The organism is Oribacterium sp. P6A1 (assembly GCF_000702885.1).
Taxonomy (GTDB): Bacteria; Bacillota; Clostridia; order Lachnospirales; family Lachnospiraceae; genus Oribacterium.
Genome location: NZ_JNKO01000007.1, coordinates 68,493 through 90,477 on the forward strand (window position 1 = coordinate 68,493; position 21,985 = coordinate 90,477).

A 21,985-nucleotide genomic window follows, 5' to 3' on the forward strand; every position below is an offset into this window, starting at 1 on the left:
TTTATGCTCCTATTTATCTATTTTTTCAGTCGCAGAAAATACGAACCTGTAAAGGATCAGGGTAACCATCAGTGAAAACACCACTGCCGGCAGCACTACATGCTGCAGGTAATATGGTATGTCGAATTTTTCGCGGAAGAAAAAACGAAAGAAATAAATATATACATGATAAATAAATTCGTTTACCACGCACATGATCATAGGAAGGGTTATGTACTCTTCATAATATACATTGCAGAAAAAGCCGTTCACATACCCTATAACAACAAAAATAAGACTATAGAAACCGAAAGGTCCCGAATAGAACAGGTCAAGCAGCAATCCTGCCGAAAGACCATAAATCATGCCCGGCAGGCTGCCGTGTATAAAACCTATGGAAAAGGTAAGAATAAGCAGCAGATTCGGAGATGCCGAAAGAAACGGCAGCAGCGGAATGACACTTGTCTGGATAAGAAATGCTGTCACCAGAGAAAGTATGTACACCAGAATTCCGAGTCTGCGCTTTGTGCTCTTTTTAATTGATTTTTTCTTGAATATAGATTTCATTCCGATTAATTGTTAGGATTTTCCTCAATCAGCTCCTCCTCAGAATCATTGTTCTGATAAGAGGTCTCCTCTTGATTTGCAATTGTCTGACTTTCTGTTTCAGCCTGGGAGCTTTCCCTCGCAGCAGTCTCACGGGTCTCAGTCTCTGGGGCTTCGGTCTCCCTTGCGGAATTCTCCACAGTCTCCTCTTCCCGGGCCTCAGTCTCCCGGGTTCTGTTTGAAGATTCTCTTCCGCTGCTGCTTCTTCCGGAATCATCCTCTTCCCCGCCGTTGTTTCCGGAAGCCGTTGTTTCCTTCTCATCTGCCTTTTTAACTGTGTAGACATTGTCACCGGTATCCACTATATCCTTCGCGGTAATCAGGCCGCTGTTTGGATCGGCAGTACCATCGATTTCTCCGAGAGGAGTGAGTCCCTCCATTCCGGCCCAGGTACCTGTGATATTGGTATTCTGCTCGGAAACATTCTTAAGAATTTCATCTGCGCTGCCGGCACCTGCCATCACTCTGCCGTCTCCGCTGTTCTCGTCAAGGAAGCTGTCACTCTTAACCTGCTTCAGAACAAGAACCTCCGAAAGATCGTTGAAATCCGCGGCAGGTATGAGATAACCGTCCTTCATAAGACGTTTTTCATCTTCTTTTACATCTACCGCATATCCGATAAGTATACCGGGCAAAAATTTTGCGGAAATATTGGATGTAACGATACGGTCACCTTCCTGAATGGAAGTATCCTTTTTAATGTCGGTGATCCTGAGTCTTCCCTGCTCATAAAGAGTGAGATCTCCCGCAACTATACATGTGTCGCTGGACTGGAGTCCCATAGCCGAAACTCTGGATTCATCATCTATAATAGAACGTACTGTGGCATAATTCAGTCCAACATCCGTAACTATACCGATGAGACCGCCGTTCGCCATTACATTCTGATCTACACGTATTCCATCCTGAGAGCCCTTATCGATACGAAAGACCTGGAACCAGTTCTCTGAGTCTTTGGCAATGACTCTCGCAGCCACCTTTTCGTACTGCATATACTCCTGATCAAGTCCGTAAAGCTCTCTGAGTCTGGACAGCTCACCACTGTCCAGAGTCAGTCTGTTGTTCTGCTCCGTAAGAAGATCTATCTTCTCATTCAGCTTTTTGTTTTCTTCCTCAACCTCGGCAAGAGTACGATGCTCCTTCAGGTTTTCATAGATACCGAATCCGACTCTGTTTACCCCCGTCTGGAATGGCACCAATACATAACCTATAGTATTTCGTATGGGATTCATGATACCGTCTTTTACCGAAGAAATGACTATCATCATCACACACAATACCGAAAGAACTATAAATATATACTTACTTTTCTTATTTTCCACCGATTATTCCCTGTTCTCTGAAACTGAAATAGACATTGTCCCCGATCACTACATGATCAATGAGTCCAATGCCGATGATCTGCCCGGCCCTGTCCAGCTCCATGGTAAAACGGATATCATCCTCTGAGGGTTCCGGATCACCGGTCGGGTGATTATGTACCATGATAAAGCAAGACGCGCTGAGCTTCAGCGCCTCAATAAAAATCTCACGTGACGATACTGCCGAACGGCTTCCGGTACCTACGGACAACAGCTTTTCATCAATAAGCTGCATATGATGATCAAGATAAAGAACACGAACAACTTCATGGCAAAGGTACCGTAGATCTTCCATATAGTAATCCGCCACCTGCCTGGACTCTGTAAAGCGCATATTTTTTATACGTTTCCGACGATTCCATATTCTCCGCGCTATTTCACCCACCGCGCTGAGCTGTACGGACTTCACCTTGCCGATTCCCCTTATCCGGCTGTACTCTTTCGTTCCGAAATGCATGATTCCCACCAGTCCGTCATACTGGGGATTGAGCTCCAGAACCTGCCGGGACACCTCCATAACCGAAGATTCTCTGGTTCCGGTGCGTAATAAAACAGCCAGAAGCTCTGCATCACTCAGAACCTCCGGACCGTACTTCATGCACTTCTCATAAGGCATTTCATCATCATGAGTCATATTATCTGGTTTTAAATTCATTAAATCCTCCTGTCTCTATGAGAATCAGGAGCCCACGGAGGTTTATTTTAACATAAAGATTCCCGTGCGTAAATGCCGCACTGAAGATCGGACATCCGAAAACCGTTCCATACCACACTTTGCATAGACGAAACTCATTCAGTTCGTTTCAAAAAATGCAGGCGACACATACCGGATTTGTGTAACGCCTGCCTGAAAGCTTTGTTTTCTCAGATCTTCACAAGACCTTTCTGGTACATCTTCTGAACAGCCATCATGATGCCAAGCTTTGCATGATACCATGTGAGACCGCCCTGGAAATAAATATTGTAAGGCGCTTTTATAGGGCCGTCGGCTGAAAGCTCGATGGAGCTTCCCTGAACGAAGGCGCCTGCTGCCATTATGACCTTGCTGTCATAGCCCGGCATATCGTCAGGATAAGGTGTAACAAAGCTGTCAACCGGAGCCGCAGCCTGGATTCCCTGTGCAAATGCCACAACCGCCTCTTCCGATCCGAGGGTAATAGCCTGGATGATATCGTATCTCTCCTTGTCTGATGCAGGATGGCAGCTGAAGCCAAGCTTCTCGAAAACCCTGGCTGCAAAGATCGCACCCTTTTCTGCAGCGGCTGTTATGGTAGGTGCCATGAAAAATCCCTGATAGAAAAGTTTGTTTGTATCAAGAGAAGGTCCTACTTCCTTTCCGAGTCCAGGAGTCGTAAGTCTCACGGCACATCTCTCGACACACTCCCTGGTTCCCGCAATGTAACCGCCTATAGGAGCAAGTCCTCCACCCGGATTCTTTATAAGTGAACCAACCACCATATCAGCGCCGTAAGCGGTAGGCTCTTCCCTTCTTACAAACTCTCCGTAGCAGTTGTCAACCATACAGATAACATCCGGCTTTATATTCTTTATGAACTTTATAAGCTCACCTATCTTTTCAGGTGAGAATGTATCTCTTGTGGCATATCCCTTTGATCTCTGGATCTCCACAAGCTTTGTCTTTTCGTTTATGGCAGCCCTTATGCCCTCATAGTCAAATCCCGAGTCCGGAAGGAGCGACACCTCACGGTAAGAAACTCCATACTCAGCAAGGCTTCCTACAGAAGGTCTGATACCGATGATCTCTTCCAGAGTGTCATATGGCTTACCGGCAGGGCAAAGGATTTCATCCCCGGGTCTTGTATTTGCAAAAAGAGCTGTTGCCAGTGCATGGGTTCCGCAAACTATCTGTGAACGAACCAGCGCATCCTCTGTTCCGAAGTAATTGGCATAAACCTTCTCAAGAGTGTCTCTGCCGATATCGTCATAGCCGTAGCCTGTGGTTCCATAGAGGTGAGCCTCAGAAACCTGGGCATCCTGCATGGCTTTTACTACCTTAAGCTGATTGTACTCAGCTATAGCATCTATCTCTTCAAATCTGTCCTTGAGACTTCTCAGCTGCTCCTCGCAAAAATCATAAACCGAAGGCGCTATGCCAAGAGACTCAAACATTTCTCTGTTATCCATTCTGTAATCCTATCTTTCTTATAATCAAATTCCTGAATGTTGACCCAATTTACATCCTGTTCTCTTTTGAACCATGTAATCTGCCGTTTAGCATAATTTCTGGAATCCTGCTTTATCTTCTCGACAGCCCGCTCGATTATAGCACGATTTTCCGATGCTGCAAGGCCGGTTCCTTCCATCAGTTCAAAGGCTTCAAGAAGTTCCCTGTATCCTATACCCTTCACTGAGGTCCTGTCCTTAGGAAGTTTCAGCTGATAAAGCCACCTGGCCTCCTCTATAAGTCCCTGTGTGACCATGAGATCAACTCTTTTGTTGATTCTTTCATAAAGCGCCTGACGTTCATCATTAAGTACAAAAAAGGCCGGATTGTATACAGCCTTTTTCTCCCTTTCCTCGGCATTATGCTTCGAAATAGGGTATCCATGTATCTCATAAAATTCAAGAGCTCTTATGACTCTTCTTATATTGTGCTCATGTATCTTCTCTGTAGACTCAGGGTCAATCTCTCTGAGTCTCTGGTACAGGGCTTCCGCCCCGCCTTCTTCTGCAGCCTCTTTCATGAGCCTCTCACGGATATCACAGTGAAGGGTATCATCCTCCTCTGTAAAATCTATACCGTAAAGAAGCCCCTGAATATAAAATCCTGTGCCCCCCGCAAGGATAGGCACATGGCCCCGTTCATAGATTCCCTCTATGGCTTCTCTGGCCATGGTCTGGAACATACTGACATCATAATCCGTATCCACATCGATGATATCTATGAGATGATGGGGAACTCCCTGCATCTCCTCCTTTGTCACCTTGGCGCTCCCTATATCGAGGCCCCTGTATACCTGAACGGAATCGGCCGAGACTATCTCTCCTCCGAGGGCCTTTGCAAGAGAAACAGAGGCGGCGGTCTTACCCACCGCCGTCGGTCCTGCGATTATTATCAATGGTTTTTTTCTTAGATCGATATTGTTCATATATTTACTATAACGTTGATATGGTTTTTCGCGGGCACAAGTGGGAAATAGAATTATGGCACTTATGTCACACTATTCTTTTAAATTTCTTTTCCAGCTCATATTTCGACATGGAAATGATGGTAGGACGACCATGGGGGCAGGCGTAAGGATTCTCAAGGGACAAAAGCTCTCCGATGAGAGCATCCGCTTCCATGAGACTAAGCTTGTTGTTTCCCTTTACAGCCGCCTTACAGGACATGGAGGCTATCTTATAATAGATAGAATCCGGGGTTGTCATTCCTGTCTCGTCACTGAGTCCGTCAAGCATCTCAAGAAGGAGCTCCTTCTTTCCGATTTCGGGAAGATCCGTGGGAACGGCGGTGATGCTGAAATCTCTTCCTCCGAGATCGCTTATTTCAAAGCCGAAGCTCTGGAAATATTCTTCATATTTCTCCATCAGAAGAGCTTCTTCAGAGGTAAGGGTGACGAGAATCGGAGGATTAAGATACTGACTTGCAGGCTTTCTCTCCTTAAGTCTCTTCATCATCCTCTCAAAATTCACCTTTTCGTGGGCTGCATGCTGGTCGATGATATAGAGCTTGTCACCGTATTCTATGAGCCAGTAGGTCTCAAAGACCTGCCCGATGATCCTGTGCTGGTTTCTGGCCTTCTCGCTCAGAAATCTCTCCGAGAACAGGGTCTCCTGAACGGGATTTTCCTTCTTTACTTCGTTTTTCGAAATATCTGTATCATCAGAAGCATCGTTCTTTATTTCGTTTTTGGAAATATCTGTATCATCAGAAATATCCTTCTTTACTTCGTTTTCCGAAGCATCTGTACCATCAGGATCTTCATCATTTTCTCCGGCAGTCTGTTTCTCAGAAATATGATCCGAAGTTACTCTCTCTGCTGCCGAGGCATACTCATCTGCTCCGGCGCTGACATTTCCTGCATGAATTTCATTTTCGGAAGAAAGCTTCTCTTCACCTTCGTAATCAGTCTGTCCCTCAGTATCTAAGCTATGGTCCTGATCCGGATCGGATTTTCCATAGCTTCTCTCGAAGGTCTTCTCAACCTCGTCCTGAGCCTCCTTGAAATCCGAAAGTCCGAAACCTGAGTTCTTTTCAAAGCCGCTTTGAAATCCCTGGCTTCCTGCTGAGTGTTCCCTTCTGTACTGACTGTAATTTCCGGAGAACACGGCACCTGATCTGCCGGCTCCGCCGAAACTTTCATTTGTCTCAACAGCTGAAACAGTATGTGTATCCGCCGCATCTGCCCCGGCAGTTTTCTCATTAACGTATGACGATGTTCCGGCAGATTCACCGGAAGCTTTCTCATGAAGCTCAGCGCCGGAGACATTGCTGCCGTCCAGATATATGTCAGATTCAGGACGGGCCTCCGGATGAAGCTCCGGTCTCAGGGCCTCCTCATACTCCCGGTTGGTGATACTTTCACGTGTCTTTTCAAAGGGCTCCACATGCGGCAGTTTCTTTTCTTTCTCCTCGATCTCCACATGCGGATCGGCATCCGCCTTACGGCTTGTATTCTCATCCCTTCCGAAGGTCTCAAGATCGGTATTGACTATAAGCTCCGTCTCCCTGAGCCCGTTCTGTACCGCATCCACAATGGAATTGTAAACCACCATTCCGTCAGAGAAACGAACCTCCAGTTTCTGGGGATGAACATTGACATCCACAATCTCCGGATTTACATCTATCATAAGCACCGCAAAGGGGAACTTGTGCTGCATAAGAAAGGCATGGTAAGCATCCTCTATTGCCTTTGTGATCATGGGATTCTTTACAAATCTTGAATTCACAAAATATATCTCGAAATTCCTGTTGGCTCTTGTGATGACCGGCTTTCCGATGAAGCCGCGGACAGTAACAGCCGGAAGTCCCGTAAGCTGTGACCTCTGGTACTGACGGTTTATGGTAATGAGCTGGTTCGTCACATCTCTTCCGTAGATGGAATAGATAACGTCCATAAGAGAACCGTTACCGAGAGTCGCCAGTCTCTGACGGCCGTCCTGTATATATCTGAAGGCCACCTCTGGATGTGCCAGGGCTTCCTTCTCCAGGATATCCTGTATCCTTGCAGCTTCTGTCTGGGGGCTCTTCAGGAATTTCCTTCTGGCAGGAACATTTTTAAAAATGTCCCTTACTATAAAAGTGGTTCCGTCGGGAGCGCCTATCTCAGAAAAATCCTTCTCCACTCCGCCGTCTATTTCATAATGGGAAGCCATCATGGCTCCCGGAGTCTTGCTGATGAGCTCCACCCTTGAAATACTCGCGATACTGGCAAGAGCTTCTCCTCTGAACCCGAGAGTCTGTATATTCTCCAGATCTCTTGCATCCTTTATCTTCGAAGTCGCATGGCGCAGGAAGGCTGTACGGATATCGTCCTTATCGATGCCCTGACCGTTATCTGTGATACGAATCATGGATATGCCGCCGTCTCTGACCTCTACTGTCACAGATGAGGATCCTGCGTCGATGGCATTTTCCAAAAGCTCCTTTACAACACTGAGAGGTCTTTCTATAACCTCACCGGCTGCTATCTGGTTGATGGTTTCATTACTGAGAACTTTGATCTTCATTTCTTTCACCTGTCACTAAGCCCCTGACCAAGCTCATTTCATAATTATAAAATTCAGGGAATCCCCCTGCCCGGTTACATGCCGGCTGTCCCATGTGAATTCCTGCAGGCACGTTACCCGGGCGAAACGGTCTTCCTATTTCATGGTGCCGGTTAAAACGGCTTTTTATCTTTACTTACACCCCGAATTTTGACTTAAGCTCATACAAAGTGTTCATGGCATCAAGAGGTGTCATGTGGTCCACATCAAGAGCCTTAAGATACTCCATCGCTTCTTCAAGCTCAGGACTCACTGCAGCGCCTTTTTGAACCTTCTTTTCAGCTGAATCTCCCGAAGCGTTTTCATTCCTTTCGCGGTCTTTAAGGAAGCCTTCCTCGTCAAATGCCTCCTGAGTGAATCCCTCACCGGCCTCGATGGTCTTGGCCTTTGCTATGATGTCCGCATCGCTGAGCTCTCCGGCGATGACCTTTGCCCTGTCGATGACAGGCTTCGGAACTCCCGCAAGGCTCGCTACATCGATACCGTAGGACTGATCGGCCCCTCCGGGAATTATCTTACGCAAAAATACGATATCCTGATCATGATTTGTAACAGCTATACAGTAGTTGTTGACACCCTCAAGCTTTCCCTCAAGCTCAGTGAGCTCATGGTAATGTGTGGCGAACAGGGTCTTTGCCTTGACCACCTTTGCGATGTACTCCACCACTGCCCATGCAATGCTCAGGCCGTCAAAGGTACTGGTTCCTCTTCCTATCTCATCAAGGATAAGAAGGGATTTTGTGGTGGCATTTCTCAGGATGTTGGCAACCTCGTTCATCTCCACCATAAAGGTTGACTGTCCGGAAGCCAGATCGTCACTGGCACCGACTCTCGTAAATATCCTGTCGCAGATAGATATCTCCGCACTTCCCGCAGGTACAAATGAGCCTATGGAAGCCATAAGCACTATGAGTGCGGTCTGACGCATGTATGTGGACTTACCCGCCATGTTGGGTCCGGTAATGATGGCTATACGGTCTGACGCATCATTGAGGAAAGTGTTGTTGGATACGAACATTCCGTCTCTTATGAGCTTCTCAATGACCGGATGTCTTCCATCCTTTATGTCTATAATGCCTTCTTCATTTATCTTCGGCCTGCAGTAATTGTTGTCTGTTGCCACCTTGGAAAGAGAGATGATACAGTCAATGAGAGCCACATAATGGGAGGTCTTCTGTATCCTCTGAATGTTTTCCCCTATGGTATCTCTCACATCGCAGAAAAGCTCGTACTCCAGCTGATTGAGCTTCTCCTCCGCACCGAGTATGGTATTCTGAAGCTCCTCAAGTCTGTCGGTTGTATAACGCTCGCTGCCTGCCAGGGTCTGCTTTCTGATGAAATAATCAGGCACCAGATCCTTGAAGGTATTTGTCACCTCAAAGCAGTAGCCGAATATACGGTTGTACTTTATCTTCAGAGACTTGATTCCGGTCTTTTCTCTTTCCTCAGCCTCAAGATCGGCGAGCCACTGCTTGCCGCTTATCTTGGAATCCTTGTAGCGGTCAACTTCTTCATGGAAGCCTGCCTTAATAACCCCTCCGTCCTTTGATGAAACAGGAGGATCCTCCTCTATGGCATCGTCTATCAGCTTGTAGAGGTCAGCCATGGGGTCGATTCCGTCATGTATCTCCTTAACGAGCTTTGAATCGAACTGGGAAAGCTCCTGAATGATATCCGGAAGCATTTTCAGTGACTGCTTGAAGGCGATGAGGTCTCTCGGATTTGCGGACTTGTAGCAGATTCGACCCAGAAGTCTCTCATAATCATAGATTGTGTTGAGATACTCGGAGATCTCTTCTCTGTCGATGAAATGGTCACAGAAATCTTCTACCGCATCCTGACGGGCAAGGATCTCCTCCCTGTCGATAAGGGGCTGCTCAATGAATCTTCTGAGCATTCTCGCACCCATGGCAGTCCTTGTCTTATCCAGTACCCAGAGAAGGGAGCCGCGCTTTTTCTTTTCTCTCATGGTCTCTGTAAGCTCCAGATTGCGCTGGGTAGCCGTATCAATGATCATGTACTGGCTGCTGGAATAATATCTGATGTTGGCGATATGGGCCACGGTGCTCATCTGTGTGTCATAGACATATCTGAGGGCTGCTGCCGCACTGAGTCTCGCCAGATCCTTGTCCTGAAGTCCTATGCCTGACAGGCTTGCATGAAAATGCTCCTGCAATAGTGCACTTGCCTTCTCATCGTCGTAAACTTCATCGTTTAATTCAGTGATGATGAGGTTGAATCTGTTCTTCACATCATCCGTGTCGATACCGGAGATCATAAAGGCCTGATTGCAGACTATTTCCGCAGGAGAAAACCTGCTCAGCTCATCCATTACTTCCTTTTCGTTGAAGCAGGTGGTGGCAAGGAACTCTCCTGTTGTGATATCAACGCTTGAAATGCCGAAGCCTGTTGAGTCATAGAAAATGCTCATGAGGAAGTTGTTCTTTGATTCATCCAGAGCCTGCTCTGATGTGAGGGTTCCCGGTGTTATGATGCGGATAACGCCTCTTTTCACCAGTCCCTTGGCAAGCTTGGGATCCTCAAGCTGCTCGGCGATAGCGACCTTATAACCGTTGGAAGCAAGTCTTGCCACATATCCTTCTGCCGCATGAAAAGGGATGCCGCACATGGGAGCTCTCTCCTCCATGCCGCAGTCCTTGCCGGTGAGTACGAGGTCCAGAACAGAGGATGCAGTCTTCGCATCCTCAAAGAACATCTCGTAAAAATCACCTATACGGTAAAAAAGAATACAGTCCGGATACTGCTTTTTCGTCTCCAGATACTCTGCCATCATTGGTGACAATTTCTTTTCAGCCATTAATCAGTTTCTCTCCTCTGTCTAGATTTCTCCTAAAACTTTCGACTCAACAAAAGGGTTATGAGGGGGCCAGCCTTGTCGCTGACGCGACTAGGCTATTTCACCAAAATAGTAAAAGCCTTTGCTCTCAGTGAGTTTTACCATCTGCATGGTTCCGATGAGGCTCTTATCCCCCGGGAAATGAACCAGGACGCTGTTTGACAGTCTTCCTGTGACATAGCCCTCCTGGTTCCTGTTCACATCTTCAACGAGGACCTCCATCACCTTTCCGAGATCCCTGTTCTCATTCTCCGCGGAGCTTTCCTGTACCACCTTAAGAAGTCTGTCAAAACGTTCCTTTACTATATCCTCAGGTACCTGCTCGAACTTTGCGGCAGGTGTTCCGGTACGCTTGCTGTAGATAAAGGTATATGCAGCGTCGTATCTGCACTCCTTAACAACATCGATGGTATCCTGGAAATCCTCCTCTGTCTCTCCCGGGAAGCCTACGATGATATCCGTTGTGAGCGTTGCATCAGGAATAGCTTTTCTTATCTTACGAACAAGCTCAAGATAGCTTTCCTTTGTGTAATGACGGTTCATGCGCTTTAAAATGGCACTTGAACCTGACTGCAGAGGCAGGTGCACATGTCTCTCGATATTCGGATGGGTTCTCATAACTTCAATAAGCTCATCAGAGAAATCCTTTGGATTTGATGTCATGTAACGAAGTCTCTTAAGTCCCGGAAGCTCGGCTACAGCCTTTAAAAGCTCAGGGAAGGTGGTGGAACCCGGAATATCGTTTCCGTAGGAGTTAACATTCTGACCGAGAAGCATGATCTCTAAACAGCCGTCTTCGATAAGCTTCTCACATTCTCTGAGTATATCTGTCGCATTACGGGATTTCTCTCTTCCGCGGACATACGGCACGATGCAGTAGGTGCAGAAGTTATTGCAGCCGTAGCTGATATTAACAGATCCCTTGAATTTGAACTTTCTATCCGAAGGAAGATCCTCAACGATGAGCTTTGTATCATCGATGACCTCAACTGTACGCTTGCCGGTAACGAGAGACTTGTACAGAAGCTCAGCCAGCTTATAGACATTGTGAGTTCCGAAAACCAGCTTTACATAAGGATAATGCTTACATATTCCTTCAACCTCATCCTTCTCCTGCATCATGCAGCCGGTGATGCCGATGATCATGCCATCTCTCTTCTCATACTGGTGCTTGAGTCTTCCCAATCTGCCGTAAAGCTTCTGGTTGGCATTCTCTCTGACAGTACAGGTAGTGAAAAGAACGATGTCCGCATCCCAGTCATCCTCTGTGACAGTGTAGCCGCATTTCTCGAGGATACCCAGAAGCTTTTCGCCATCCTTGGCTGACATCTGGCATCCCATGACCTCTACCATGCAATGAGCCTTGTAGCCTTCAAGCTTTCGTATCTCCACAAGCTCACGCACTCTGTCCATAAAATAATACTGTCTTGCCGGCTCATCAAGTGGTGCCTGCTCAATTATTTCCTTGTAATCGATGATGTAATCCATAAAACCTCATTGTTAATCCCAGGGGACAGAAAAATCCCCTGGGATGATGTAATGTATACTAACTAAATTGTTTCAATTTTCGTCCGGAATCCACAATCATGATATGAACCTCCTGACATCTTTAAAGCCTGAAACAGGCTGTATCCGAACCTTATCTCACCTGTCCGTTTCCGTAGATACGATACTTGTAGGTGGTAAGTTCCCTGAGACCCATGGGTCCTCTTGCGTGGAGCTTTGATGTGGATATGCCTATCTCCGCTCCGAATCCGAAGCAGCCTCCGTCGGTAAAACGGGTGGATGCGTTCCAGTAAACACAGGCGCTGTCTATCTCATTCAGGAACTTCCCGGCAGCAGCCGGATCCTCGGAAATGATAGCCTCACTGTGATGTGTACTGTTGTTGTTTATATGGTATATCGCTTCACTGACTCCTGAAACCGTCTTCACGGAAATCTTGTAATCAAGATACTCTGTGGAGAAATCCTCTTCTGAAGCCTTCTCCACAAGCTCCATACGTATCTTTCCGTCTTTTGAGGCTTCTTCCAATGTCTCGTAAGCTTCTTCATCGGCATAGACCGTGACGCTCTTCTCCTGAAGCTTTTCAACAACAGGAACAAGCTTCGGAAGTGCTTCCCTGTCCACTACCAGAGATTCACAGGCATTACATACGCCGATTCTCTGGGTCTTGGCATTATACACTATAGGAACGGCTTTTTCTACCTCTCCGCTCTTTTCTATATAAATATGACAATTGCCGGCACCGGTCTCTATGACAGGTACGGAAGCATTGTCCACAACAGCCTTTATGAGCCTTTTTGAGCCCCGGGGAATGATGACATCCACATAATCATTCAACTGCATGAAGCGGTTGGTGGTCTCATGATCCGTCGCCTCTATAAGAATGAGGCTGTCAGGGTCAACGCCTGAGGCCTCAAGAGCCCTTCGGATAACTGCGACTATGGCCTTGTTTGAATTGATGGCATCCGAGCCTCCCTTAAGGATCACCGCATTGGAGGTCTTGAAGCAGAGGGACCAGGCATCGCTTGTGACATTGGGCCTTGCCTCGTAAATGATGCCCACGACTCCGATGGGAACCGCGGTCTTCACGAGCCTGAGGCCGTTAGGTCTCTCGATGGTCTCAAGGGTCGCTCCCACAGGATCCGGGAGCCCGGTAATGTCTCTCACCGCCGAAGCCATGTCATGAAGTCTCGCTTCCGTAAGCCGGAGACGGTCCTTCAGGCCTTCGCTCATGCCGTTTTTCTCAGCATTTTCAAGGTCTTTTTGGTTTGCACTCAGAATTTCCGAAACATTTACTGCATCTTCCAAAGCATCCGCAGCTTTAAGGAGCACCCGGTTCTTATCTTCGGAGCTGAGCCCTATGAGCTTTGCGGAAGCCAGCTTTGCATTCTTTCCTATAGTAATGAGATCCGTCATACAAACCTCCCTGATTCTTCTTATTTTTCAGCAATCTCTATAACGTGGTTCTCCTCGGAAGCTATCTCCTTGTCTGTTGCTTCCATGGCTTTCTTTACCTTCTTCTTTGCATCAGCCTGGTCACCGTCGGAAGCCCCGTCTTCTTTTGAGGCGTTCTTTATATCCTTAAGATATACTCCCAGGTTTGCCTTTACCGAATCGATATAGGCTCTTCTTAACTTTGCCTGCTCGTTCTTTTCTTCAGCGGTAAGTCCGCCGCCTTCCTTGGATTTATGATAAAGCTCGTTGATTCTTGCTATTTCTTTCTCTGTGATCATGTTATTTCCTTACTGTTAATTCTTTTTTATTATGATGTGGATTTCGACCTGATGACATGCGCTACTGTCATCATTCGTTCTGTCCGATGTATTCCATCAGATCAAAATTCTTATTTTTATGTGCAGCGAACAATGTTCCTACATTTTTTCCATCAATAATGTCAGTTATGATATCAGCTCCGGTGAACTTGGCGATGACCATGTCTGCTCCGGAATCTGTAGCGATACGGGCTGCCGCAAGCTTCGCGGACATGCCTCCGGTTCCCACATTGGAACCGCTCTTTGACTTGCCCATCTCCAGGATCTTTTCGTTTATCTCCGGAATGAAGGGAATGAACTCCGCATCCGGATTCTGATGAGGATCATCGGTGAAAAGACCGTCAATATCCGAAAGAAGTATAACGAGATCGGCATTGACAACAGCACCGACTATGGCTGCCAGCTGATCGTTGTCTCCGAAGGTCTCCACCTGATTGATCTCGGAAGTGGAAATGGTGTCATTTTCATTGACTACAGGCACTGTTCCCAAATTCAGGAGCTCTTCTATAGTGTTCTTTGTGTTCCTGCAGGATTCCGGAATCAGCATGACATTTCTTGTGAGAAGGACCTGCGCAGAGATGACACCGTATTCGGAAAAGAGCTTCTGATAAGTCATCATGAGCCTTGCCTGCCCTATAGCGGCAAATGCCTGCTTCTCCTCCATGCTGCGGGGTCTTCTGTGTATACCAAGAGTCTGCCTTCCTGTTGCTATAGCTCCGGATGTAACAAGGATGACATCCTTGCCCTCTCCGTTAAGATCTGCAATGACTCTTACAAGCTTCTCTATCTTTGAAAGATAAAGTCCGCCGGTCTTAGTGTGGGTAATGCTGGCAGAACCCACCTTTATGACGATACGTTTCTTATCTTTAAGAGCTGAGCGCATTTCTTCGTTAGTCATATAGGCCTCCATTCGCGTGGCATATTGTCGTGTCTGTCATATATCTGTTCGTTTTTTCGTGCAAGCACGCAAAACGAACAGCTGCATGACACAGACTTATTAGTCTTACGCATTGCTCCGCTACCGCTCCCGCAATGCTACAGGAATCTCGAATCCGCGCCGCAGCGCTGCTTCTCGATTCCTGTTGTCGTGTCATATATCTGTTCGTTTTTTCGTGCAAGCACGCAAAACGAACAGCTGCATGACACAGACTTATGCAGAATTCTACAATGAATTATAGTGTTTTACAAGCGCCTCTGCGGTTTTCATACCGTCCATAGCGGCACTCATGATTCCTCCCGCATAGCCTGCGCCCTCGCCGCAAGGGTAGATTCCGGAGATATTGGACTCAAATTCCTCATTTCTCGGGATCCTTACAGGGCTTGAGGTTCTGGCCTCTATTCCCGAAAGGACGGTGTCCTCCCTTGAGAAACCGCGGAGCTTATATTCAAAGCTCTCCATTCCTTCTACAAATGTCTCGTTAAAGTCGTTAAGGGAAGCGTATTTTGAGCCTTCCTCAAAACGGAAGATGTCGTTGAGCTTTGCAAAACCGTACTGTCCCTTTATCTCAGGCTTCACTTCACCGAGACTCTCCTCTGTGCTTTCCCTGTTCTTCTTGAAATCCCCGTAGGTCTGAACCGGAACCTTGCCGTCTTTAAGCTCGAAGGCTCTCTTTTCAAGCTCTCTCTGAAGTCTGATTCCTCCGAGAGGATCGTGTTCCCCGTCATAGTCACTCTTGCGGACCGACACTATGATGGCAGCATTGGCATTCTTACCGTCTCTTGCGTGATAGCTCATACCGTTAACGCAGAGCTTCCCCTCCTCTGAAGAACTGTTCACAACATATCCTCCGGGGCACATGCAGAAGCTGTAAACCCCTCTGCCGTTTCCTGCCGTGTGTGTCACCTTATAGGCTCCCTGTCCGAGGGCTTTCAATGTCTCTTCATCGACTTCTCCGTAGAGATCCTCGTTTATCATGGCCTGGCTGTGCTGAACGCGGAAGCCCATGGCGAAATCCTTGGCCTGCATCTCAAGTCCCGCATTATAAAGCTCCTCATAGGTATCTCTCGCAGAATGGCCTATGGCAAGGATGATATTTCTGTCCTTATCTCTTTCCTTATCATAAGTGAACTTTGTGTTGAATCTTATCTCGCCGCCCAGGGCCTCGATCTCCCGGCGGATGTTCTTTACGATGTCCACCAGGCAGTCAGTTCCAACATGGGGCTTTGCATCTATAATTATGGAAGAATCTGCTCCGTAACCCACAAAAAGATTCAGAACGAAGCTGCTCCTGCCTTCCTTATCCTTAACGAGGGTGTTGATCTTTCCGTCGGAAAATGTACCTGCACCTCCCTCACCGAACTGAGGGTTGGACTCTGTGTGAAGCTTCCCCTGCTCCCAGAGGTCCTCAACGTCTCTGATTCTCTGATCCACATCGGCACCACGCTCAAATACTATAGGATGCATTCCGGCTCTCGCCAGAAGCAGAGCTGCGAACATACCCGCAGGGCCAAATCCGACCACCACCGGTCTGTTTTTTTCCTCTTTAAAGAATTCGCGCCTTTCAACACCCACTATAACATCATTGAGCTTCGGCTCCCTGTACTCCGGGATACTGTCGAGGCTTACATCTCTGTTCTTAAGCTTCTGAACCAGCTTTTCCTCCTGCTTTTCAGAAAATTTTGTCTCGATCATGACGGTATAGCTGAAATATATTTCCGGCTTTTTTCTGGCGTCGATGGAGCGCCTTACCACCGTAAGAGTCGCGATATCCTTCGCCTCTATCCTAAGAACCTTTGCCGCGGCAAGCTTCAGCTTCACCACTGAGTCCGTAACTTTTAGCTTTAACTGATTTATCCTGATCATTTTTTCACCTGTATTATTTTTCTTTTTCCAAGCAGTTCTTTCAAATCAGATTCAAAAACATACTTTTTATCATTGCCTATACTAGCATAAATACCATACTCGCACAAATAATCTGTGCCGCATCAAGACATTCACACAACAAAAAAGCCATCGCTCTAACGGACTTAAAATCCTTAAAGCGATGGCTTTTCTTTAGCTTTCAGAAACCTTTTTCGGTCATACATTCTCGCATCTGCTCTTTCAAATACCTTGCGGAAGCTGTTATCTTCTCCGGGCCGGAATGCAGAAAGACCGCTGGCAACAACCGGAGATCCATTACACTGGTTTTCCTCTGCCTGCCTTTCAAATTCTGCCAGAAGCGACTTTCTGTTCTGATAATCTTCACCCTCCACCAAGACAACAAATTCATCCCCGCCAATCCTGAAAACCGGACTGTGCTTAAACATTTCGCAGATCAGGTGACATGCCTCCTTTAGAAGACGGTCTCCTGCCTCATGTCCATGGGTATCATTCATACGTTTCAGACCATTTACATCAAACACAACCACACCGAACTCCTGCAAATCTCCACTTGCAATACCCTCATTTATCTGCTGCTCTGCCTCAACATATGCATTATAGCTTTTTACACCGGTGAGCGAATCCCTGAATGCAAGCTGCCTTGCTGACCCGAGTTCCTTCTTTTGTTTTTCTTCCCTCCGAAGTATTTCTTCCAGTTCAAGCAAACGGTCCTCTTTCATATCCTCAAGAACAAAGGTATGAAGGATGCAGGTTCCCAGCAGCCATCCGGTGGTATATAGCGGAAGCAGCGGGTTAGTCACCTGAATACCCAACAGTATCGCAATTGCAAAACCAAATAATCCTATAGCCCGATGATGGCGTTTTTCACTTTTATCCATGCCTTTGGATATAAATAACACATAACCGGCAGAAAGCACAAACATGATGACTTGTGTTATCAGAATATAGTATCTCAGTTTACCTGAATGAAATACTCCGTCTTCATCAAACCAAAACATAACAGGCCAAAAGAAGTTCAGCGCCAGAACAACAGCTATAAACGCAAGAAAAAACCAGCCAATATAGTGTAATGCTTTGTTCAGGCCGGACCATTCCTCAAGATAGTTGACCACATATCGAGTCCACAAAAACACAGTGCCGGCCATTAAAGCAAAGTAAACCACGCTATCCGCAAATACCGCAGCGATCATATGTGCCTCATAGAGAATTCCCCAAAAAATGTCTGAAACATAAAATGCTGCCACGCTCAATACGAGCAGGCGATAGGTTTTTCCTGCAGGCGATGTATTTCTGTAATGCTGATTTCTTATTACGTCATTGTTTATGATGCAATGGACCAACAACGCCACTATTGCTGTGCTTGAATAAGTCATATTGGCTTTTCATCTCCCTATACTGATCTCCTTAGCAGATGTCCGACTATAAAAGATGTCGACATTTTCAGAAATATTTATAAATCTAAAATCGGCAGTCCTTAGTAAACAGGTCCTGCCGATCATCTTTATCAATGCTTTTTGAGTCAGTCTATATAGTTTTCTCTCCTGCAGCTCTTCCGGCCATGTACCCCGAGCTCCAGGCCCACTGGAGATTGTAGCCTCCGCAGATTCCGTCTATGTCCAGTATTTCTCCTGCGAAGTAAAGTCCCGGAACAAGCTTTGATTCCATGGTTTCGGCATTGACTTCCGAGGTGTTTATGCCGCCTGCTGAGCACTGGGCATTCTGAAACGGGTTCACTTCCTCGCACTCTGCCTTGAATCTGCAGCTAAGGGAACCAAGTGCCTTAAGCTGCTTTTCGGAAACAGCCGAAACAGGCTGCTTTCTCTCTATGCCAGAAAGCTCCAGAAGCACATTGCCAAGCTTATCATTGAGAAGTCCGGTAAAAAAGCTTCCCATCTCTTTATTACGGAGCCTCTCTGCCCGTTTCTTAAAAAATTCGAATATCTCCTCATTATCATCAGAAATACCCGGAAGAAAATTGATATAAACTGAAGCTTTCTTTCCATCCTTGAGGGCGTAGGCTACGAATCTTGAAATCTGAAATACAGGGATTCCGGAGATGCCGAAGTCTGTAAGCTGAAGCTCCCCTTCCTCCTTTGCGACCACATCTCCGTCTATCTTCACTGTAAGCTTTGCATCCGTCCTTACTCCCGCCATGTTCTTATAACGGTTCCCTGTACATTTCACCCCAGTAAGTGCCGGAACCTGAGGAACCAAAGTGTGTCCCAAAGCCTTTGCCCATACATAACCGTCTCCTGTGGAGCCGGTCTTCGGTACTGCTCTTGAACCTGTGGCGATGATCAGCTTTTTAGCCCTTATAACCGTATCGCTTCCTTCGATATCCAACAGGAAATCACAGTATCTACCTGTCTGTTCTGTGTTTGCCGGGTGATCTCCTGATTTATCTTCCGTAACCACCGAAAGATCTGCCTCTTTTCCGGCAAAAGCTTTGAAACCACCCTCATCCTTCCTTATCTTTCTGATAAGGGTATCAAAAATCACTTCTGCCCCGGAATTCCTTACTTCGTCCCAAAGGGCTGTGACGACGGATGACGCCTGATCGGAATTCGGGTACACATAGGTCCCTCTGTATTTTGGTTCAATGCCTATTTCTCTGAACCACTCTATAGTTTTTTCCGGCGGGAAGCACCTGATACCAGCCTCGGCAAACTCCGGATTCTCCCCCCTGTATTTTCCGCCTGCCAGGTCTTCCATATCAAGGTTCGTAAAATTGCATCTGCCGTTTCCTGTGGTCGCAAGCTTTTTCCCCGGGGCAGGATTCCTCTCTATCAGGAGAACTCTAACACCTTTGCGTGCTGCTTCTATGGCAGCCATCATACCGGCCGCACCGGCACCTATCACCGCAACATCAAAAACACCTTTTACGGATGACGGGATGCTGCATCTGCTATTCCCATCCTCATTCCTGTCGTTTTTTCTGTTGCTATTCCTATTATTCCTATCGTTTTTTCTATTGCTATTCCTGTCGTTATTTCTATCGTTTTTTTTATTGTTGGTTTTATTGTTGGTTTTCTCGTTATTTTTCATATTTCCAGCTGTTTTAAAAATGCCCGCCCCATAAGGGACAGGCAATCGACATTAAACCCTCAGATGAATCTCTTCAGTCTTCCACCGAGAGGCATATTATCAAGGTCTTCCTCCGTGAAAGCACGCATCTTTATGAGCAGACCGAAATAAACCACCACTGCCACACATACCGACGGAAGGACTGCTATGGCAGATCCGATCCTTGTGTATCTCTCTGCCTCAGGAAGCATCATGGTGATGACAGTTGAATTTGCAAAAGCCACAATTCCCATGAAAGCTGCCGCAATTATAGGAAGCAGATATATCTCCCTGATTTCCTGACGGAATCTCACATGCCGTTTTATGGCGATGTTATTCATAAAGCACATCAAAAATGCAAAAAGAATGTTGGACAGCACTACCGCATATATTCCCATGCCTGTAAAAAGAAGGGCTATCAGGCAGATGATGTGCAGTATGAGTGAAACCAGTGCGTGTTTCAACGGACTGCTGAGATGTCCCAGTCCCTGAAGTATGGCATTGGTTATGGTGGACTGTGAATAAAATACCACCGCAATGGCGCCTATCCTTGTGAGCATGATGAGAAGCTCCACATTTTTCCCCGGGAAGAGCATACGGCATATCGGATCTGCAAGTGCACAGAGTCCGACTGCAGAAGGTATCGCCACCAGCATGGTAAATCTTATGCTGTATCTCACTCTAAGAACAGTGTTCTTCCTGTCATGGGCAGCTACCGCTCTCGTGAGACTCGGGATGAGTGAGGATGACAGAGCATTGGCAAGGGCCACAGGAATGTTGAAAAGAATGTGATACTCTCCGAAAACGCCCCACTGGGAAACGATCTTTTCCGCATGTCCCAGGTAGGTCATAATGTTTCCGAATATGGCATCATCTATGACCGATGAGATATTGTAAACCGTCGAAGAAATGAGGATAGGCAGCATGGTTCCGGCCAAAAGGAGTCCCAGTCTTCTGTAGCTGTCCACCTCCCCGTTATCCGCTCTCATTCTCTTCTTCATCTCACGGCTCTTTGATGAATAAAGAACCAGGAAGAACAGAAGGGCTGTCAATGCACCGGCTCCCGTACCGATGGCTCCTCCTGCGGCGCCAAAGGCTGTGGTATAGCTTTCGCTCTGATAGATAAGATTTGCAGTTTCTCCCCGCTTAAACAGTATAGTGGCAGCCAGAATCGAAATAATGGCATTGAGGATCTGCTCCAGTATCTGTGAAATCGCCGTAGGAACCATGTTTCCGGTTCCCTGGAAATAACCTCTCAGGATTCCGAGATAGGCCATGATCCAGACTGTTGGTGCCAGAGCTCTCAGAGCATATCTGCAGAAAGGCTTCTTCAAAAACACCTCGGATATGAAATCAGACCCGAACCACAATGCCGAAAACATGAGGAAACCCACAACAGTTGCATAAAAGCATGCTGCCTTTATAACTCTGTGGGTGTTTTTATACTGCCCGTTCACCAGATTCGCGGAAACAATCCTCGAAACCGCTGTAGGCATCGAAAAGCTGGATAATATAAGCAATAATGTATAAATACTATAGGCACTGGTGTAGTAACCGTTTCCTTCATCTCCTATGATGGCAGTGAGGGGCACTCTGTACACCATGCCTATGATCCTGACTACAATGCTTGCGACCGCAAGGAGAGAACCCTGAACTATAAAGTTGTTTTTTCTGTCTCTCTCCGCATCTTCGCTGAAGGTTCTGCGAACCTTTATGCTTTGTGATCTTGAAGACCGTTCTGATGAAGTCTCCCTGGCAGGTCTTACTCTTCTCTGATCACTCATCTAAAATATCCCTTTCCCTCCAAAATTTCCTTTTGGCGCCGCTCCATTTCTATACGTTCGTCATCTTCCATATGGTCGTAACCCAAAAGATGAAGCATGCTGTGGGCAACCAGAAATGCCAGCTCTCTTCTTTCCGGATGACCGTACTCCTTTGCCTGAGACTCAATACGGTCCTGATTCAGGACTATATCTCCGAGAAGAAGCTCTCCTGAGTCGGGATTGAAGATATCCGAATTGCTCTCGTCTATCTCATCATAATTCGCAGGAACTTCCCAGTCCACCATAGGGAATGAAAGCACATCAGTAGGTGAATCTATTCCTCTTGCCTCTCTGTTCAGCTCATGAATGCCCTCATTATCGGTGATAAGGACACTTATTTCACACTCGTATGGACACTTCTCATAATCAACGGAAGCTTCTATGATCTCTCTAATGATATCTTCAAACTGAAGATCAAGACGTTTTTCTACTTCAAAATCTATATTTACAGTCATTTTTTCCTCCA

The 21,985-nt window shown here is 46.7% G+C and carries 15 protein-coding genes and 1 pseudogene; all 16 read right to left on the minus strand.

What is annotated here, in order from left to right; translation table 11 throughout:
- Positions 1 to 9: 9 nt before the first annotated feature.
- Positions 10 to 546 (minus strand): rod shape-determining protein MreD, encoded by a 537-nt coding sequence (gene mreD / locus T515_RS06810; RefSeq protein ID WP_036609131.1) that lies wholly within the window; start codon positions 544 to 546, stop codon positions 10 to 12.
- Positions 547 to 1,088: 542 nt separating this feature from the next.
- Positions 1,089 to 1,907 (minus strand): annotated as a pseudogene (mreC, locus tag T515_RS18440) (rod shape-determining protein MreC); the annotation flags it as partial.
- Positions 1,897 to 2,601: a RadC family protein gene (radC, locus tag T515_RS06820; protein ID WP_242839344.1), complete on the minus strand. Its 705-nt coding sequence runs from the start codon at positions 2,599 to 2,601 to the stop codon at positions 1,897 to 1,899. The gene radC and the pseudogene mreC, both read right to left, overlap by 11 nt.
- A gap of 209 nt (positions 2,602 to 2,810) precedes the next feature.
- Positions 2,811 to 4,091, minus strand: a complete 1,281-nt coding sequence (locus T515_RS06825; protein WP_036609133.1) for a methionine gamma-lyase family protein — start codon at positions 4,089 to 4,091, stop codon at positions 2,811 to 2,813.
- Positions 4,055 to 5,026, minus strand: a complete 972-nt coding sequence (gene miaA / locus T515_RS06830; RefSeq protein ID WP_242839345.1) for a tRNA (adenosine(37)-N6)-dimethylallyltransferase MiaA — start codon at positions 5,024 to 5,026, stop codon at positions 4,055 to 4,057. The genes T515_RS06825 and miaA overlap by 37 nt, the downstream gene beginning before the upstream one ends.
- A 97-nt stretch (positions 5,027 to 5,123) precedes the next feature.
- Positions 5,124 to 7,637, minus strand: coding sequence for a DNA mismatch repair endonuclease MutL (mutL, locus tag T515_RS06835; protein WP_036609137.1), 2,514 nt, complete (start codon positions 7,635 to 7,637; stop codon positions 5,124 to 5,126).
- A 175-nt stretch (positions 7,638 to 7,812) separates the two neighbouring features.
- Entirely contained in the window at positions 7,813 to 10,494 is a 2,682-nt protein-coding gene (gene mutS, locus T515_RS06840; RefSeq protein ID WP_036609139.1) for a DNA mismatch repair protein MutS, read from the minus strand.
- A 90-nt stretch (positions 10,495 to 10,584) separates the two neighbouring features.
- Positions 10,585 to 12,021 carry a tRNA (N6-isopentenyl adenosine(37)-C2)-methylthiotransferase MiaB gene (gene miaB / locus T515_RS06845; protein ID WP_036609141.1) on the minus strand — a complete coding sequence of 479 codons (1,437 nt, stop codon included), beginning with the start codon at positions 12,019 to 12,021 and terminating at the stop codon, positions 10,585 to 10,587.
- 151 nt (positions 12,022 to 12,172) lie between these two features.
- Positions 12,173 to 13,453: a glutamate-5-semialdehyde dehydrogenase gene (locus tag T515_RS06850; RefSeq protein ID WP_036609143.1), complete on the minus strand. Its 1,281-nt coding sequence runs from the start codon at positions 13,451 to 13,453 to the stop codon at positions 12,173 to 12,175.
- 20 nt (positions 13,454 to 13,473) lie between these two features.
- On the minus strand, positions 13,474 to 13,770 hold the full coding sequence (locus tag T515_RS17085) for a DUF896 domain-containing protein (RefSeq protein ID WP_081832708.1): 297 nt from the start codon (positions 13,768 to 13,770) through the stop codon (positions 13,474 to 13,476).
- Between the two features lie 70 nt (positions 13,771 to 13,840).
- On the minus strand, positions 13,841 to 14,707 hold the full coding sequence (proB, locus tag T515_RS06860; protein WP_036609145.1) for a glutamate 5-kinase: 867 nt from the start codon (positions 14,705 to 14,707) through the stop codon (positions 13,841 to 13,843).
- Between the two features lie 264 nt (positions 14,708 to 14,971).
- Entirely contained in the window at positions 14,972 to 16,612 is a 1,641-nt protein-coding gene (locus tag T515_RS06865; RefSeq protein ID WP_036609147.1) for an NAD(P)/FAD-dependent oxidoreductase, read from the minus strand.
- A gap of 173 nt (positions 16,613 to 16,785) precedes the next feature.
- Positions 16,786 to 18,006 (minus strand): GGDEF domain-containing protein, encoded by a 1,221-nt coding sequence (locus tag T515_RS16525; RefSeq protein WP_051671524.1) that lies wholly within the window; start codon positions 18,004 to 18,006, stop codon positions 16,786 to 16,788.
- A 151-nt stretch (positions 18,007 to 18,157) separates the two neighbouring features.
- Positions 18,158 to 19,678: an NAD(P)/FAD-dependent oxidoreductase gene (locus T515_RS06875; protein ID WP_155988304.1), complete on the minus strand. Its 1,521-nt coding sequence runs from the start codon at positions 19,676 to 19,678 to the stop codon at positions 18,158 to 18,160.
- Positions 19,679 to 19,737: 59 nt separating this feature from the next.
- The gene (locus T515_RS06880) at positions 19,738 to 21,480 is read right to left on the minus strand and encodes a putative polysaccharide biosynthesis protein (RefSeq protein ID WP_081832709.1); all 1,743 of its coding nucleotides are present in this window, start codon (positions 21,478 to 21,480) and stop codon (positions 19,738 to 19,740) included.
- Positions 21,477 to 21,974, minus strand: coding sequence for an rRNA maturation RNase YbeY (gene ybeY, locus T515_RS06885; RefSeq protein ID WP_036609149.1), 498 nt, complete (start codon positions 21,972 to 21,974; stop codon positions 21,477 to 21,479). Before ybeY ends, T515_RS06880 begins: the two co-directional genes overlap by 4 nt.
- Between the last annotated feature and the right edge of the window lie 11 nt (positions 21,975 to 21,985).